Below are 16,199 nucleotides of genomic sequence, written 5' to 3' on the forward strand. Positions count from 1 at the left end.
GTCGGGGACTGTCACGGAGACCGCTGCACAACCGAATCAGTCGTTGACCTTCGCAATCACGTTGTCGGCGTACCAGTTCAGATGGTCGATCTTGGTCTGCAGCGGTTCGGTGTCCTCACCCATCACGTAGGGCAGGCGGAACCCGACGATCACATCGGTGATCCCCTTGTCCTCCAAGCGCTTACATCCATCGACCGTGTAGGCGTCCATCGAGATCACGTGAATCTCGAACGGATCGTCGATCTTGCCCTCCGCCTTGCGGATCTCGTTGATGCGCTCGAGGAGTGCGTCGAGCTCTTCGGGCGGGCCGCCGCCGTGCATCCAGCCGTCGCCACGGATCACCGCTCGTTTGAGTGCGGCGTCCGCGTGGCCGCCCACGAGCAGCGGGATGGGCTCGGTGGGCGCGGGCGTCATCTTGATCTTCGGGATGTCGTAGAACTCGCCGTGGAACTCGAAGTACTCGCCCGTGGTGAGGCCGCGGATGATGTCCATACACTCGTCCATCCGCTTGCCGCGGCGGCGGAAGTCGACACCCATGAAGTCGTAGTCCTCGGGCCACGGGCTCGTGCCGACGCCGAGGGCGAGGCGGTTACCGGTGAGGAAGGCGACCGAACTGGCCTGCTTGGCGACCAGGGCCGGCGGACGGACGGGAAGTTTCAACACGAACGGGGTGAAGCGGATAGTCGAGGTGACCGCGCCCAGTGCCGCGGCCTGGATGAAGGTCTCGATGAACGCCTTGCCGTCGAGAAACTCGCGATTGCCGTCGGGGGTGTACGGGTATTTGGCGTCCGATTCCTCGGGATAGGCGAGCGAGTCGGGGATGGTGAAGCCGGCGTACCCTGCCTTCTCCGCGGCCTGCGCGAGCGGCGCGTAGTACGACGGGTCGGTCATGGCCTCGGCGAAAGTGAACCGCATCATGCTCCTCAAGGACGTCCAGACGGAACTCTCCCCACAGTAGAACACGTTCTAGTTTGCTCGGGAAGAGTCCGCCATCGACGCAGCTGGGAGCTATCGATGCAACCCGGAAAGCGGGTTGTTCTCCCGCGCGCCCGGCCCCGGGCGAACGCGGAGGTCGGCGAGTTCGACGTGCTCGCCGCAGACCGAGCAGTGCGGCTCGACGGTCATCGTGTCGCCGCAGGTGTGCGTCGACTCCACCGGCGCGCCGTCGTCGGTGGTCCACTTGTCGCCCCATTGCCGTAGCGCGGTGACGACGGTCCACAGGTCACGCCCCTTGTCGGTGAGGCGGTAGTCGTAGCGGACCGGGTTGTCCTGGTAGGGCTCCTTGGTCATCACGCCGTGCTCGACGAGGGTGTCGAGACGCTGGGTCAGGACGTTGCGGGCGATACCGAGCCGCGTCGAGAACTCGTCGAACCGAGTCACGCCGAACAGGGCATCGCGAACGATGAGCAGGGTCCACCACTCGCCGACGATCTCCAGGCTCTGGGCGACCGAGCAGTTCATGTCGGTGAAAGAGGCGCGGCGCATGCCCTCGACGATAGTGGGTTGCGTGAAGCAACTCAACCTGCTTGCATGAGTTGCATGAAACAACTCAGCAGGCAGTGGAACGCTGCCGGTGGTCTGGCGGGAGAATTCGGGGCGTTGCCGGTCGGTTCGGGGAGGTGGGCGGCAACCATCGACGAGAGTTGGTGGGGCTGGTCGGGCCCGTTCGGCGGGGCGATCGTCGCGCTCGCCGTACACGTCTCAGCCGATGCGGTGCCGGGGGCGTCGGTCCGCGCGGTGGACCTGCGGTTCGTCGGCAAACCGGCCGGCGGCGAACTCATCCTGACGCCGTCGGTCCGTGAGGTCGGCCGGCACACGCGGATCGTCGACGTGGCCGTCACGCAGGGAACCGCCGAGATCGCGATCGCCTCGGTGACGGCGGGGCGGGTCGGCGACGCCGCTGCCGATGACATCGTCGACTTCACGGCGGCCGTGCCGGGTCCGGAAGGGCTCGCGCAGTTCGACATCCCGCCGGAGATCGTCCCCATGGGCGGTCACCTCGACCTTCGCCCGGTCGATGGCCCGCTGCCGCTGACCGGCGCCGACGACCCGTGGATGCGTGCGTGGATCTCGACGCGTGCCCCCATGGCGCTCGACGCGGCCTACCTCGGCCTGCTCGCCGATTGTCTGCCGCCCGCGGTCTTCCCCACACTGACCGCACCCCTGGCCATCCCCACCGTCGCCTTCTCGATGCACATCACCGCAGCGCTCGACGATCCCGAACCGGCGCCGGTCCTCGTGCACACCCGCAACATCTCCACGTCGGGCGGCTGGTCCGTCGACGACACCACCCTCCGTGACCGCAACGGGCGGCTCCTCGCTTCCGCGCGCCAGAGCCGCCGCGTCGTGGGGTGGTCGGCCCCATGACCTCCACGCGTACCGAAACCGACTCCGCCGCAGCGTCACCGGTTCTCGCCCGTCCCGGGCTCACGCTGCTCATCCTGTCCGGCGCCGCGTTCATGGCCAGCCTGGACGTGTTCATCGTCAACGTCGCGTTCGACGACATCAGTGCCGACTTCGACGGCGCGAGCCTGTCCGCGATGTCGTGGATCCTCAACGCGTACGCGCTTCTCTATGCGGCGCTCCTCGTCCCGGCGGGCCGGATCGTCGATCGCTATGGCCGTAAAGGTGGGTTCCTTCTGGGTCTCGCACTGTTCACCGTCGCCAGTGCAGCCTGCGCTGCAGCACAGGGTGTTTGGTGGCTCGTCGCATTCCGTGCGCTGCAGGCCGTCGGTGCGGCGATCCTGACGCCGGCAAGCCTCGGGCTGGTGGTGTCGACATTGCCGCCGGAGCGTCGTGCGCGCGGTGTGAAGATCTGGGCGGCCACCGGTGCGCTCGCCGCCGCTTTCGGTCCCGCTGTGGGAGGCGTGTTGGTGGAGGCGTCGTGGCGGTGGGTGTTCCTGGTGAACATCCCGGTGGGCATCGCCGCTCTCATCGCGGGTGCGCTCGTTCTCGTCCGCTCCCGAAACGATTCTGTGACTGCGTTTCCCGATGCTCTCGGCGCCGGTCTGCTCGTGGTGGCCGTGGGTGGGCTGACCTTGGGTCTGGTGCAGGGGAGTGAATGGGGCTGGTCGGATTCCCGCATCATCGGTGCATGGCTCGTTGCGCTGGTGGCGTTCGCCGGGTTCGTGCTGAGTTCCCGACGCCACGCCGAACCGGTCATCGACCCCGCGTTGTTGCGGGTTCGGGCCTTCTCCTACGCCAACGTGGCCATCCTGCTCGTCTCGATTCCGTTCGCCGGCGCGCTGCTCGCCAACATCCTGTGGTTACAACAGGTCTGGGGGTTCTCGGCGATCACGACCGGGTTGGCGGTGTCCACCGGACCGCTGATGGTCCCGATCTTCGCGGCGGTCGCCGATCGCCTCAATGCGAGGATTCCGGTGGGCGTCATCGTGGCCGCGGGCTGTGTCCTGTTCGCGGTCGGGATCGGGATGGTCGCGCTGTCGGTCGACGCGACCCCGGACTTCGCCACCGAGATGCTGCCCGGCTGGCTCATCGGCGGTGCCGGTGTCGGATTCGCGCTGCCGTCGATCCTGTCCTCCGCGACGGCCGACCTACCCGCCCATCAGGCGGCGACCGGCAGTGCGGTGGTCAGCATGAACCGCCAGATCGGAATGTCGTTGGGTGTCAGCGTGTTCGTCGCGATCGTCGGCACCGCGGTTCTCTACGACGACGTGCACGACGGGTTCGTCTCGGCGTGGTGGGTGCTCGCCGGAATCGGGGTGGTCGGTGGTGTCGCCGCGCTCGGCATGACCCCGCGCGCCGGGCTCTGAAAAAAGTTGCGGCAGTTGGTACCGGAATACGGGACCGACTGCCGCAACAATTCGCGCCGACTCAGGGCCTTGTGAACCGCTCCCGACGACCCAATCCGCGCAGTCGTACCCACTCGGCGAACGCCTTCGGGTCACGTTGCTGCACAAGGAAGAACCAGCCGAAGCGGGCGTACTCCTGGGGGAGCAGCTTGCGCATACCGGGCTGGCTCATGAGGTAGCCGCGGTTGCGGTAGGTGAAATAGCGCTTGGTGTCGTTGTCCGGGTACTGGGTGTGCATGCGGCCACCCAGGATCGGGCGGAACTCCGCGGAACCGTCCGGATGCAGGTAGCCGGCTCGCAGGCAGGTACCGAACTTCACCCCGGAGCGAACCAGACGGCGGTGCACCTCGACCTCGTCGCCGCGGAAGAACAACCGGAGATCGGGGACGCCGACCTGCTCGAGGCATTTCGCCGAGAACAGCGCGCCGTTGAACAGCGACGCGATACCGGGCAGGAGATCGTCAGACTGGGCCTCACCGTCGGCGAAGAGCTCAGAACGCTTGCGGCGCCACACGAGCCCGCGTCGCAGCGGGAAGGCAAGGGTATCCGGGTCGTCGAGGTTGGCGACCACCGGCGACACCTCGTCGAGGTCGTGACGCTTCGCGCAGTCGAGCAGTGTGGAGAGCACCGACGATCCGTCGGGCCGGCCGTCGTCGTCGGCGCACCAGACCCAGTCGGCGCCGAGCGCGAGTGCGTGCAGCATGCCCAGCGCGAACCCGCCGGCGCCACCGAGGTTGCGCTGCGACCCCAGGTACGTGGTGGGAACGGGCTGAGCGGCAACGAGTTCGGCGACCTCGGGCTCGTCGGCGTTGTCGACGACGACAAGGTGGTCGACGGGCCTGTCCTGGCCGGACACCACCGCGAGGGATTCGGCGAGCAGTTCGACGCGACGGTGGGTCACCACCACCGCGATCACCTTCTTCGGCCGGGAACCGCTCACTCGGAAGCCTTCTGCGAATCGGCCTGGACCTGGGCGATCACCTTGCGGACGTGGGCTGCGGCGCCCGGGCCCTCATAGGCCTCGACGACCTCTTCGATGCCGCCCTCCATGCGGACCTCACCCTTGTCGATCCACAGCGCGCGATCGCAGAGCTGGGCGAGGAACTCGTTGGAGTGGCTGGCGAAGACCAGGATTCCGGAACGCTCGACGAGCGCCTGCAGACGACCGCGCGCCTTCTTCATGAAGTCGGCATCGACCGCGCCGATGCCCTCGTCGAGGATGAGGATCTCCGGGTCGATCGACGTCACGACGCCGAGTGCGATGCGGACGCGCATACCGGTGGAGTAGGTGCGCAGCGGCATCTGCAGGTAGTCGCCGAGTTCGGTGAACTCTGCGATGTCGTCGATCTTCTTCAGCATCTCCTTGCGGGTCATGCCCAGGAACATGCCGCGGATGATGATGTTCTCGTAGCCCGAGATCTCGGGGTCCATGCCGACGCCGAGATCGAAGACCGGGGCGACGCGACCATGCACCCGGCAGGCGCCGCGGGTCGGTTCGTAGATACCCGACAGCAGGCGCAGCAGCGTCGACTTGCCGGCGCCGTTGTGGCCGACGAGACCGATGCGGTCGCCGTGTTTGAGGTGCAGGTTGATGTTCTTGAGAGCCTCGACGACCACCACGTTCGACGCGTTGGATCCGATGACACCGCCGGCGGCGCCGATGACGGACTTCTTCAGCGAACGCGTCTTGGCGTCGAAGATCGGGAAGTCGACGCAGGCATCCCACGTGTCGACGCGGACCCGGTTGTCCTCGAGGTTGTTGTTTCTGGCCATCAGTTGAGTCCCTACACCCAGTACGCCACGCGGGCGCGGTAGTTGCGCATCACCAGCATGCCCAGAACCCAGCCGACGGCGGTGCATCCGAGGACGACGGCCCAGTGGTAGAACTCCACCGGTTCGCCGAGCAGCGGTCCGCGCGCGATCTCGAGGTAATGGAACATCGGGTTCAGCTCGACCAGCTTCAGCCGCGACGACGTCTCGCCGGTCGCGCTGCTCAGGCTCGACGTCGTCCAGATGATCGGCGTCATGAAGAACACCAGCTGCACCGCGGTGGTCAGGAGCTGACCGATGTCGCGGAAGCGGGTGGACAGGATGCCGAAGACGATCGTCACCCACACCGCGTTCAGCACGTACAGGCCGATGGCCGGGACGATGAGGAACACGGTCCAGTTCAGCGGCGGTGTGAAGATCGCGAAGATGATCACGATGATCACCACGTTGTGCGCGAAGATGATCAGCGACCGCCACACGACCCGGTAGACGTGGACGCTGACCGGGGCCGGGAGCTGTTTGATCAGGCCTTCGTTCTTCGCGAACACCTCCGCGCCGTCGAGGATCGAGGTCTGGATGAAGTTCCAGAAGATGAAGCCCAGCGCGACGTACGGCAGGAACACCTTGATGTCCATGCCGAACAGTTCGCCGTACAGCAGGCCCATCGCGGTCGCGGTGACGCCGGTGGCGATGGTGATCCAGAGCGGGCCCAGCACCGACCGGCGATACCGCTGCCTGATGTCCTGCCAACCCAGATGGAACCACAGCTCGCGGCTGGCGAGACCGTCGCGGAGGTCCTTGACCGCACGCGCGAAGGTGCGTGACTCAGAACTCTCGGGACGCGCGGGTATCGCGTCGTCGTCTACTACCGCTGACACGAGGAGTCAGCGTACCCGCGCCGGGACTCAGAGGTACTGGCCGGTGCTGTGGCCAGGGCCACCGCCGGGTCCGGGCATGCCCGGGGGCAGTGCACCCTGACGCATCTGTTCGAGCTGGGCGCGGGCCGCCATCTGCTGGGCGAACAGTGCCGTCTGGATTCCGTGGAAGAGGCCTTCCAGCCAGCCGACGAGCTGGGCCTGCGCGATCCGCAGCTCGGCGTCGGACGGAGTCTGATCGTCGGAGAACGGCAGTGCGAGGCGCTCGAGCTCTTCGCGCAGCTCGGGCGCGAGGCCCTCTTCGAGTTCGCGGATCGACGACTCGTGGATCTCGCGTAACCGGTTGCGCGAGGCTTCGTCGAGAGGTGCGGCCCGCACCTCCTCGAGCAGCTGCTTGATCATCGTGCCGATCCGCATGACCTTGGCGGGCTGCTCGACCATGTCGGCGACGCTCGTCGACTCCGACGACTCGTCGCCGGATTTCGGGCCGTCCACGCCTGCGCCCACCACGATCACGTTCTCGGAGTCGCCGGCGCCGAAGGGGCTGCCGGGCGTCGAACCGGGTCCTGGAGTGCCATCGATTGCCATGGCTCCCATTGTGCCCATCCAGATCGACCGAGACCTCGCCGGGCGCGGATCGTTCGGGTACCGGCACTCACCAGAGGCGGTGAACGGCGCGAGTAAGGGCGTCTATCCTCGTGCCATGGCTTTCGACGTCGCCTATGTGCGTGGATTGATTCCATCGCTCGGCGACGGCTGGATTCACCTCGACCCTCAGGCGGGTATGCAGGTTCCGGATTCGGTCGCCACGGCGGTGACCACCAGCTTCCGTCATCTGGCGGCGGCTCCCGGTGGCGTGTACCCGTCGGCCCGCGCCTCCGCGGATGTCACCGACAGCGCTCGACGCGCGATCGCCGATCTCGTGGGCGGCGACGCCGCGGGCGTGGTCCTCGGTCCGTCGCGCTACTCGCTGCTGGCCTGCCTGGCCGAGGCGCTCTCCCCGCACGCGTTCCTGCGCGGCGATGTGGTGGTGACCCGGCAGGACGACGAGCCGAACATCGTTCCGTGGGTCCGCGCGGCCGAGCGGTATGCCGGTCGGATCAGGTGGGCCGAGGTCGACGTCGAGAGCGGTGCGCTGCCCGCCTGGCAGTTCGGTGATCTCATCACTCCGGAGACCGAGGTCGTCGCCGTGACCCTCGCCTCGTCGACGACGGGTGCCATCACCGACATCGGCGAGATCACGCCGCTGGTCCGCGAGGCGGGCGCGCTGTTCGTCGTCGACGCCACCAATGCCGCGCCGTACCTGTCGCTGGACATCCACGAGCTCGGGGCCGACGTCCTGGTGGTCTCCGCCGAACGCTGGGGCGGCCCGCGGATGTCGGCGATGGTGTTTCGCGAACCCCAGGTCATCGACCGGTTACGACTGATGTCGATGGACCCGGGCGCCAAGGGGCCGGCACGACTCGAACCGGAACCCCACCAGGGGTCGATGCTCGCCGGACTGGTGGCCTCGGTCGAACACATCGCGGGACTGGACGAGGATGGCATCGGAAAACGCCGGCGCCGTCTGATCACGTCCCTCGACGGCGTCTACGAGTACCTGCAGCGGCTGACCTATTACCTGGTCACGACGCTGACCCAGCTCAATCACGTCAATGTGGTCGGCACCGAGGAGAACCGGGTGCCGCTGGTGAGCTTCACCGTTGACGGGGTGAGCGCCGACAAGGTGGTGCGTCGCCTCGCCGACAACGGGGTGTGTGCGCTTGCCGACGTCCCTCACCGAGCGCTGGTGCGGATGGGCGCACCCGAGTTCGGGGGTGCCGTCACCGTGGGTCTCGCACCGTATTCGACGCCGTACGAGGTGGACCACCTGGTCCGGACCCTGGGTTCACTCGCCTGAACAGAGGACAGCGCAACCCCGCACGGTATTCACTATTGCGCGTCCCGAATTAACAACAATGTATGTTGTCCTGTTGTGTCGGGAAACAAGGATGATCGAGCATCAGGTCCTCCGCGGTCACTCACCTCTGCCGAGGCCGAGAGTTGGTTCTACCTCGTCGACGGTGGATGGGCGTTGTTCGCGCGCGTCAACGACGAGTTCGTAAGGCGCGGCCTGTCGCTGTCGGACCTGCGCATCCTCGAGGCGATCTCGCAATCGCCGAAGCTGGGTGTCAGCGAGGTGGCCGACACCGTGCACATGCGCGTCAGCACCGTGTCGCGCATGATCGCGCGACTCAGCGAGGTCGGCGACGTCGAACGACTCGAGTCGAAGGCGGACGGGCGCCATCGACTTGTTCACCTCACCGATCAGGGCCGCGAGACTCTTGCCACCCACGTCCATCTCCGCGACCGGGTCATCCGGAGGTTCGTCGTCGACGCGATGAGCCCGGATGAGTTCGCCTGTCTCGGGATCGCGTTCCGCAAGATCAAGGAGGCGGTCGCCGCCGCCGACGAGGAGTCGGCCCCCGCTCGCTGACCTACTCCACCGTCAGCAGGACCTTTCCGATGGCGTCACCGCTGTTGAGGTGGTCGTGCGCCGCGGCGGCGTCGGCCAGGGGGAAAGTGCGGTCGACGACCGGCTCGACCTTCCCGGCTTCGATCAACGGCCACGTGCGGGCCATGGTCGCCGCGACCACCTCGGCCTTGCCGCCCGGCCCGTGAACGGGACGGGCGCGCAGCGTCGTGCCCATCACCGACAGCCGCTTGGCCAGCAGCAGGCCGATCGGGAGTTCGGCTTTCGTGCCGCCCTGCATCCCGATGATCACCAGACGTCCGTCGGTGCTCAACGCCTTGATGTTCGACGACAGGTACTTCGCGCCGATGATGTCGAGGATCACGTCGGCGCCGCCGTTGTCCTTGAGGATCTGGGCGAAATCGTCTCGCGTGTAGTCGATCAGGATCTCGGCGCCATATTCGCGGCACCGGTCGAGCTTGGCCTGGGTGCGGGCGGTGACCGCGACCCGGGCGCCCATCGCATGCGCGAGTTGTGTCGCATGGGTGCCGATGCCGCTCGATCCGCCGTGGATGAGAAGCAGCTCGCCCGTGCTCAGGTGCGCGGTGTCGAAGACGTTCGACGACACGGTGCACGCGACCTCGGGGAGCGCGGCCGCCGACACCAGGTCGACGCCACGCGGGACCTGCATGACCTGCTCGGCGGGAACCGCGACCTTCTCCGCGTAGCCGCCGCCGGCCAGGAGTGCGCACACCTCGTCGCCCACCGCCCAACCGGACACCTGGTCACCGAGCGCGGAGATCCGGCCGGACACCTCGAGACCGAGCGTCTCCGAGGCACCGGGCGGCGGCGGGTAGTTCCCGGCTCGCTGGAGGATGTCGGCACGGTTGACACCGGCCGCGACCACGTCGATCACCACCTCACCGGCAGCCGGCGACGGGTCGGGCACGTCCTGCACGGACAGGTTCTCGGATTCGACGACGATGGCTTTCACCCTGTCGATGGTTCCACATGGGGCACCAGAACCACGGTGTCCCGCGACGTCCCGGGCCGAACCGGTGTTCACTCGGCTTCGGTGGGCGGACAATGGGCTCATGTCCACTCTGTTCTGGATCATCATCACCGTGGTTGCCATCGGCACGATCGCAGGCGGGTTGCTGCGCATGCAGGCCTGGCTGCGGAAGCCGGCTCCACCCGAGGTGATCGAAGCGGCGCGGCGGGAGCGCGAAGCCGAGGAGGACTGACTCGGAGCCGCCTACCACCAGATCAGCGCGGCGCAATGGGGTGCTGACGGCCGATGTCCGTGTTTGACGTACTCTTGCTGGTCAGGGAAGCGTGGCAGAGCGGCCGAATGCACTCGCCTTGAAAGCGAGCGTGGGTAAAACCACCGGGGGTTCAAATCCCTCCGCTTCCGCCAGGATCGCCGTGTGGCGCCTTCGCGAATCTGTACGTGAGGCACGACACGGCACGCGGCGTCCTAAGATCTTCGCCGTGCAGTTCTCGAGGTTCGTCGCCATCGGTGACAGTCAGACGGAGGGTCTGGGAGACCCGCACCCGGAGTACGAATTCCGCGGGTGGGCCGATCGCCTCGCCGAGCGGATGGCGGTACTCAACCCGGATCTGCAGTACGCCAATCTGGCGATCCGTGGGAAGCGGACGCGGCAGGTTCTCGAGGATCAGCTCGAACCGGCGCTCGCTCTCGAACCGGATCTCGTCGCCGCACCGCTCGGTATGAACGACGTGATCGGCCGCTCTGACCTCACCCAGGTGCGCGCCGACCTCGATGCGATCTATCGGCGACTCGCCGATTCGGATGTCACGGTGATCGTCTCGACCTTCCCGAACATCGTCCGCACCATCCCGTTTGCCGCCCGAAAAGAGCACCGGTTGCTGGAGCTGAACGCGATGAATCGCGAGTTCGCCGCGACCTACGGTTTTATCCTCGTCGACCTCCACGCCGCACCGGTGTTGACGGACCCGCGATCGTGGTCGTCGGACCGACTGCACGCCTCGCCGTTCGGGCATGAGAGGTTTGCCGACGCTGCCGCGCATGCCCTCGGTCTCCCCGACGCGACCGACGACTGGGGCAATCCGCTGCCACCCGCACCGGTTTCGCATCCGGTGGCCGCCCTCGTTCGCGACACCCGGTGGGCGGTCGAGTTCTTCACGCCGTGGCTCATACGCAAGCTCCGCGGGGTCTCCCTCGGCGACGGCCGCGATCCCAAGCGGCCGTCACTCACCTCGATCGTCGTTCGGGATGTCTGAGGTTGAGGGAGCCGGATTCACCGTTGCGTCGTTCAACGTCAACGGGATTCGGGCGGCGCGTCGGCGCGGCTTCGACGTCTGGCTGGCACAGCGCGATCCCGATGTCGTGGGCCTGCAGGAGTTGCGGTGCGGCATCGACGATGTCGGTGAGTTCGCCGGTTACACCGCGGCAGTCGACGTCGGCACGATCCCGGGACGAAACGGCGTGGCGATCCTGACCCGCACCGCGCCCGCCGCAGTGCGTACCTGGCTGACGCATCCACCGAAGGCGCGCGGGCTGAACGCTTTCGCGCTCGAAGGGCGGTATGTCGAGGTCGATCTGGCCGACCGGCCCCTCACCGTCGCGAACATCTACCTACCCAAGGGCGGTCTGCCCGCGGAGTTGCAGCGGCCCGGTTCGATGCGGGAGAAGCCCGATGGCGGCGCCAAACATGCACGCAAACAACGGTTCTTGGCGGCGTTCGCCCGCGAACTGCAGCGCAGCCGGCTCGCGGCACGCCGCGCCGGGCGGGAGTTCCTTCTTCTCGGCGACCTCAACGTCGCCCACCTCGAACACGACGTCACCAACTGGCGTGCGGCCCGCAAGATGGAGGGCTTCCTGCCCGAGGAACGAGAGTGGTTCGGTGAGATCACCGGGTCGCGCCGGCTCGTCGACGTGGTGCGTGCGTTGCACGGCGACCGGCCGGGCCCGCTCACCTGGTGGAGCTGGGCGGGGGAGTCCTTCGTCAAGGACGTCGGGTGGCGCATCGACCACCATCTCGCGACACCCGGGCTCGCGCGTCGGGCGCGGTGGGTCGAGGTCGACAAGGAACCGACGCCGGATGTCCGGCTCTCCGACCACGCGCCCCTCGTCGTCGAATACGCCGAGGTCAACGACGGGGAGAAGGGGTCGTCAGACGGTCCGCGACCCGCAGGTACTCAGGTGGGCTGATAATCTCCCGCCGGTGACAAGCTCTGCTCCGACCACCCGCGACGGCCTGGGTGCGCGCCTCCTGTTCACTCTGGCGCTCCTGTCGGCGACCGCACCGATCGCGACCGATCTGTACCTGCCCTCGTTCATCGACGTCCAGGACGCTCTGCACACGGACGCCACGCACGTGCAGTTGACGCTGACCGCGTTCCTGATCGGTGTGGGTGTCGGCCAGGTCATCTGGGGTCCGATCTCGGACCGGTTCGGTCGGCGTCTCCCGCTGATCATCGGCTCTGCCGGCGCAGTCATCGCCGGTGTGGTGGTGGTCGCGGCACCGAACATCGAGGTGCTGATCGGCGCCCGGTTCGTGCAGGCGCTCGCGGCGGCGTCCGGCATGGTCATCGCCCGCGCCGTCATCGCCGATCTCCTCCGCGGATTCGCCGGCGCCCGGTCGATGACGCTGATGATGAGTATCCAGAGTCTCGCACCGGTCATCGCACCGCTCGTGGGAGGTGTTCTCGCAGGACATGTTCCGTGGCGCGGCATCCTCGCGGTGATCCTGGCTACGGCCGTATTGCAGCTGATCGGTGCGGTGACCTCGGTGCCGGAGACCCTGCCGCAGGAGCGTCGTGCACCGCGACTTCGGTTCGGGGACCTACTCGGTCGGCTGAAGCGCCCGGCGTTCATGGCCTACGTACTGACGCAGGCCTTCGCGTTCGGCGCGCTGATGGCCTACATCTCGAGCTCGTCATTCGTGTACCAGAACGTCATCGGAACGTCGGAGCTGGTGTACGGCTGCGCCTTTGCGGTCAACGCGCTGGGGATGATGGGTGGAGGACTGATCTCGTCGAGGCTGGCGCGTCGGCAGGTCCATCCCGCGACGACCATCAAGCGCAGTCTTCCCGTGTTGATCCTCGCCGCGTGCGGGGTGCTCGGCGCGGCGGTGTCGTCGGTGCCGGTCCTGCTGGTTGTCCCGCTGTTTGTCCTCGCCACGGCCATCGGCTTCATCTTCGGCAACGCGGCCGCCCTGGCCATGGAGCACACCCACGACGCCGCGGGCGCCGGCAGTGCCATGCTCGGCGGGATCATGTTCCTCGTGGGTGGCGCGTTGTCCCCGCTGGGCGGCCTCGCCGGCGACGACACCGCCGTACCGATGGCCTGCATCATGATCGTCTCGTCGATCCTCACCGCGGTCTGCTTCGTTATCGGCCGGCGCTACGTCGCGCGCAACCCGGAATCGGAGGCGGCGTTCGCGCACGCGTGACCCGCGCCCGGGCACAATCGCTGGTTCCGGCCAGAAGCGCCAGCCGGAAGTGGCGCATCTGAGGGGAAGTCGCGATTGTGCCACGCGGCGGGGACGGGGCTCACACGACGGTGAGCACAGCCTGCAGGTACTCCCACTCCATGCGGCCGTCGGTGATGTGCCGGTCGGCGAGCTCGGCGATGGCGGTGTCGAGTTCGGCGACGCGCGTCGGGTCGTCGGCGATGTTGCGGAAGGTCACGATCGTCGGGCCGTAGTGGGCCTTGAAGAAGTCCCGGAAGGCGGCGCCGTCGGGGAACTTGTCGATCTCCACCGTCGTGGTGGTGAACCGGTGATCGGTCACGCGGCCGTCGAACAGCGATCGCACATGGTCGGTGCTGCCCCACAGCGGTCCGGGCTGTGCTCCGGGAGGTGGCGGCGGTGCATACGGCTTCATGACGCTGAACAGTTCGCCGATGAAACCCGTTGGCGTCCAGTTGATCAGGCCGATCCTGCCGCCGGTATGGACGACGCGGACGAGTTCGTCGGCGCACCGCTGGTGGTTGGGTGCGAACATGACGCCGACGCAGGAGGTTGCGATGTCGAAGTCGTCATCGTCGAACGGGAGGTCCTCGGCATCGGCGGTGCGCCAGGTGATGCCGAGATCCTTGTGCCGCGCCTCGCCGGTCTCCAGCAGCTCGGGGGTGAGGTCGGTGGCGACGACGTGCCCACCGGCCCGAGCTGCCGGCACCGCGACGTTGCCGGCGCCGGCGGCGACGTCGAGAACCTTGTCGCCGGACCGGATGTACAGCGCGTCGACGAGTCGACGGCCCAGCGGGGCGATCAGATCGGCGACGGCGGGATAGTCGCCCGCTGCCCAGAGCTTGCGGTGCTTGGCCTTGATCTCGGCGTCGAACGGGGTGGGCTGGGTGGTGGTCATGATGGGGACTCCTCGTCGTGGTCGTGTCGGGGTTCGTTTGCGGACACCACGAGCTTCCGCCGTCGGGACGACTTCCCTCTAGACCAACATCTGTACCGGTTCCGGTTCACATTCTGTACTGGTCATCGACGTGCCGCGGGTGTGTACTGGGATTCAACGACGCAAGGGAGGATGCGATGACGTCGTATGGACAGTTCTGCCCGGTCGCCAAGGCCATGGAGCTCCTGGATGAACGCTGGACGATCCTGATCGTCCGCGAAATGCTCTTGGGCAGCCGTCATTTCAACGAACTACGACGCGGCGTACCGAAGATGTCGCCGGCGCTGCTCACCAAGCGGCTGCGCAGTTTGGAACGAGCCGGGGTCATTCGGCGTTCGGACATCGGTGGTCGTTCGGTGTACTCACTGACCGACATGGGCCAGGAGCTGACCACTGTGGTGGAGGCGTTGAGCCAGTGGGGGATTCGCTGGGTCGGAGAACTCGGAGACGCCGACCTCGACCCTCACCTGCTGATGTGGGACATGCGCCGCACCATCGCCGTCGAACGATGGCCACGGCGACGGACCATGGTGCAGTTCAGGTTTCGCGATGTCATCGGTAGGTCGGGCACCTGGTGGCTCGTCGTGTCGGGCGACGACGCGCAGGTGTGCGATTTCGATCCCGGTTACGAGGTCGACGCCACCATCGTGACCGATTTGAGAACCCTGACCGAGATCTGGCGCGGCGACATCGACTGGCGGTACGCGCTCAGCGCCGATCGAGCCGAGGTCCACGCCCCGGCGGAGATCGCCCGCGAGATCCCGTCGTGGATCGGGCAGAGCCTCTCGGCGGCCATCCCGCGTCCCGCGTGAATCAGCGCAGTCCGATCGAGCGCATCAGGATCGGCCAGGACACAGCCAGTTCGTCCTTCCAGTAGCCCCACTTGTGGGTGCCGCTGGGTCGCAGGTTGGAGGTGTAGGGGATGCCGAGTTGCTTCAAGCGGTTGCTCATCTGTCCGGTGCAGGTCCAGCTGCCGAACTCGCCGATCATGCCCTGGAAGGTCTCGTCGATCGGGTCGGAGAGCAGGTTGTTGTACTTCCCGGGGAGGCCGTTTCCCGACGACATGTAGATGGTCTTGCCGCGCAGCTCCTCCGCGTTCACGTAGGGATCGTGGGCGCTCCACTCTGGGTCGCCCATCGGGCCCCACATGTTGTTCGCGTTGCCGCCGCCGCGGCTCACGTCCCATCGGGTGAGCAGCTGGTTCTGGGGGCTCGAGATGTTGGCGCAGTCGCTGTACCCGGCCACCCCGCGGTACAGCGCGGGGCGTCGGGTGGCGAGGGTCAGGGCCGCGACCCCGCCCATAGACGCCCCGGCGATGGCGTTGCGACCGTTGCCGCCGAACTCCTCGTCGATAAGCGGGGGCAGTTCCTCGGTCAGGAACGTCTCGTACATGTACTTCTTGCCGACGCCGGGATCGACTGCGCGCCAATCGGTGTAGTAGCTGTGCGGATCGCCGACCGGCGTCACGACGTTGAGCTTCTCGCCCGCGCCCAGCTGCTGCAGGTTCGTCATCGCGTACCAGCCGGACTCCTCGTCGTGTGCTTCGGCGCCGTCGAGCATGTACAGCGTCGGTCGCTTGGTGTCCCCGGCCGGATGCTGGACGTCGACGGTGATCTCGCGACCCATCGACGGCGACCAGATCCTGAGGCGCTCGCGTCCGTCGAAGGCGGTGGTCGAGACGATGCGGGCGGTGTCCTGGTCGGCGACGGCGGACGGGACTCCCGGGGTGAGTGTCAGCGCGACGAGTGACACCCCGACCGCCACCAGTGCCCCGGTCAGCGTTCGGTGTCGTCGCATGCGGCATCCCCTCGTCGTGGGTCGAGTAACCCGTCGAGTATGGGGCAGATGTGACGGATGGGACAGGTGTTGTGACCGGATTGCAACGACGGGCTCGGC

18 protein-coding genes and 1 tRNA gene are annotated in these 16,199 nt (G+C 67.1%); 10 read left to right on the forward strand and 9 right to left on the reverse strand.

Going from position 1 to position 16,199, the window contains the following annotated elements:
• Positions 1–36: 36 nt before the first annotated feature.
• Positions 37–915, reverse strand: a complete 879-nt coding sequence (locus GKZ92_RS01435; protein WP_035754460.1) for a TIGR03619 family F420-dependent LLM class oxidoreductase — start codon at positions 913–915, stop codon at positions 37–39.
• Between the two features lie 93 nt (positions 916–1,008).
• On the reverse strand, positions 1,009–1,485 hold the full coding sequence (locus GKZ92_RS01440) for a winged helix-turn-helix transcriptional regulator (protein ID WP_006358750.1): 477 nt from the start codon (positions 1,483–1,485) through the stop codon (positions 1,009–1,011).
• 54 nt (positions 1,486–1,539) lie between these two features.
• Here GKZ92_RS01440 and GKZ92_RS01445 point away from each other — a divergent pair, with 54 nt between their 5' ends.
• Positions 1,540–2,367: an acyl-CoA thioesterase gene (locus GKZ92_RS01445; RefSeq protein ID WP_155225675.1), complete on the forward strand. Its 828-nt coding sequence runs from the start codon at positions 1,540–1,542 to the stop codon at positions 2,365–2,367.
• Positions 2,364–3,773, forward strand: coding sequence for a DHA2 family efflux MFS transporter permease subunit (locus tag GKZ92_RS01450; RefSeq protein ID WP_035754465.1), 1,410 nt, complete (start codon positions 2,364–2,366; stop codon positions 3,771–3,773). Before GKZ92_RS01445 ends, GKZ92_RS01450 begins: the two co-directional genes overlap by 4 nt.
• Positions 3,774–3,834: 61 nt before the next feature.
• On the opposite strand, the gene glfT1 is transcribed toward GKZ92_RS01450, so the two are convergent.
• The 4 genes from glfT1 to GKZ92_RS01470 are packed head-to-tail and all read right to left on the reverse strand — an operon-like array spanning position 3,835 to position 7,045.
• Positions 3,835–4,752 carry a galactofuranosyltransferase GlfT1 gene (glfT1, locus tag GKZ92_RS01455; RefSeq protein ID WP_075863534.1) on the reverse strand — a complete coding sequence of 306 codons (918 nt, stop codon included), beginning with the start codon at positions 4,750–4,752 and terminating at the stop codon, positions 3,835–3,837.
• Entirely contained in the window at positions 4,749–5,585 is an 837-nt protein-coding gene (wzt, locus tag GKZ92_RS01460; protein ID WP_006358745.1) for a galactan export ABC transporter ATP-binding subunit Wzt/RfbE, read from the reverse strand. Before wzt ends, glfT1 begins: the two co-directional genes overlap by 4 nt.
• A gap of 11 nt (positions 5,586–5,596) precedes the next feature.
• Positions 5,597–6,460, reverse strand: coding sequence for a galactan export ABC transporter permease subunit Wzm/RfbD (gene wzm / locus GKZ92_RS01465; protein ID WP_006358744.1), 864 nt, complete (start codon positions 6,458–6,460; stop codon positions 5,597–5,599).
• Positions 6,461–6,487: 27 nt separating this feature from the next.
• Complete coding sequence (locus GKZ92_RS01470) at positions 6,488–7,045, reverse strand: bacterial proteasome activator family protein (protein ID WP_006358743.1); 558 nt, start codon at positions 7,043–7,045, stop codon at positions 6,488–6,490.
• Between the two features lie 115 nt (positions 7,046–7,160).
• Here GKZ92_RS01470 and GKZ92_RS01475 point away from each other — a divergent pair, with 115 nt between their 5' ends.
• A complete protein-coding gene (locus tag GKZ92_RS01475; protein WP_035754467.1) occupies positions 7,161–8,357 on the forward strand; it encodes a cysteine desulfurase-like protein in 1,197 nt (398 codons plus the stop codon).
• 75 nt (positions 8,358–8,432) lie between these two features.
• Positions 8,433–8,933 carry a MarR family winged helix-turn-helix transcriptional regulator gene (locus tag GKZ92_RS01480; RefSeq protein WP_006358741.1) on the forward strand — a complete coding sequence of 167 codons (501 nt, stop codon included), beginning with the start codon at positions 8,433–8,435 and terminating at the stop codon, positions 8,931–8,933.
• A 1-nt stretch (position 8,934) separates the two neighbouring features.
• Here GKZ92_RS01480 and GKZ92_RS01485 read toward each other — a convergent pair whose 3' ends face one another.
• On the reverse strand, positions 8,935–9,903 hold the full coding sequence (locus GKZ92_RS01485) for an NAD(P)H-quinone oxidoreductase (protein WP_035754307.1): 969 nt from the start codon (positions 9,901–9,903) through the stop codon (positions 8,935–8,937).
• Between the two features lie 100 nt (positions 9,904–10,003).
• Between GKZ92_RS01485 and GKZ92_RS01490 the strand changes: the two genes are divergently transcribed.
• The 5 genes from GKZ92_RS01490 (at position 10,004) to GKZ92_RS01510 (ending at position 13,348) form a co-directional block, all read left to right on the forward strand.
• On the forward strand, positions 10,004–10,153 hold the full coding sequence (locus GKZ92_RS01490) for a hypothetical protein (RefSeq protein ID WP_006358739.1): 150 nt from the start codon (positions 10,004–10,006) through the stop codon (positions 10,151–10,153).
• Positions 10,154–10,238: 85 nt separating this feature from the next.
• Positions 10,239–10,326, forward strand: a tRNA-Ser gene (locus tag GKZ92_RS01495).
• A 74-nt stretch (positions 10,327–10,400) separates the two neighbouring features.
• Positions 10,401–11,174, forward strand: coding sequence for an SGNH/GDSL hydrolase family protein (locus GKZ92_RS01500; RefSeq protein ID WP_035754312.1), 774 nt, complete (start codon positions 10,401–10,403; stop codon positions 11,172–11,174).
• Complete coding sequence (locus tag GKZ92_RS01505) at positions 11,167–12,105, forward strand: exodeoxyribonuclease III (RefSeq protein WP_155224933.1); 939 nt, start codon at positions 11,167–11,169, stop codon at positions 12,103–12,105. Before GKZ92_RS01500 ends, GKZ92_RS01505 begins: the two co-directional genes overlap by 8 nt.
• 13 nt (positions 12,106–12,118) lie before the next feature.
• Complete coding sequence (locus GKZ92_RS01510) at positions 12,119–13,348, forward strand: multidrug effflux MFS transporter (RefSeq protein ID WP_155224934.1); 1,230 nt, start codon at positions 12,119–12,121, stop codon at positions 13,346–13,348.
• Between the two features lie 100 nt (positions 13,349–13,448).
• On the opposite strand, the gene GKZ92_RS01515 is transcribed toward GKZ92_RS01510, so the two are convergent.
• Positions 13,449–14,264, reverse strand: coding sequence for a class I SAM-dependent methyltransferase (locus tag GKZ92_RS01515; protein ID WP_075863537.1), 816 nt, complete (start codon positions 14,262–14,264; stop codon positions 13,449–13,451).
• Positions 14,265–14,440: 176 nt separating this feature from the next.
• Between GKZ92_RS01515 and GKZ92_RS01520 the strand changes: the two genes are divergently transcribed.
• A complete protein-coding gene (locus GKZ92_RS01520; protein ID WP_006358734.1) occupies positions 14,441–15,115 on the forward strand; it encodes a winged helix-turn-helix transcriptional regulator in 675 nt (224 codons plus the stop codon).
• Position 15,116: 1 nt separating this feature from the next.
• Here GKZ92_RS01520 and GKZ92_RS01525 read toward each other — a convergent pair whose 3' ends face one another.
• Positions 15,117–16,100: an alpha/beta hydrolase gene (locus GKZ92_RS01525; protein ID WP_035754318.1), complete on the reverse strand. Its 984-nt coding sequence runs from the start codon at positions 16,098–16,100 to the stop codon at positions 15,117–15,119.
• Positions 16,101–16,199: the final 99 nt, after the last annotated feature.

Source organism: Gordonia sp. 135 (assembly GCF_009720185.1).
Lineage (GTDB): Bacteria > Actinomycetota > Actinomycetes > Mycobacteriales > Mycobacteriaceae > Gordonia > Gordonia alkanivorans.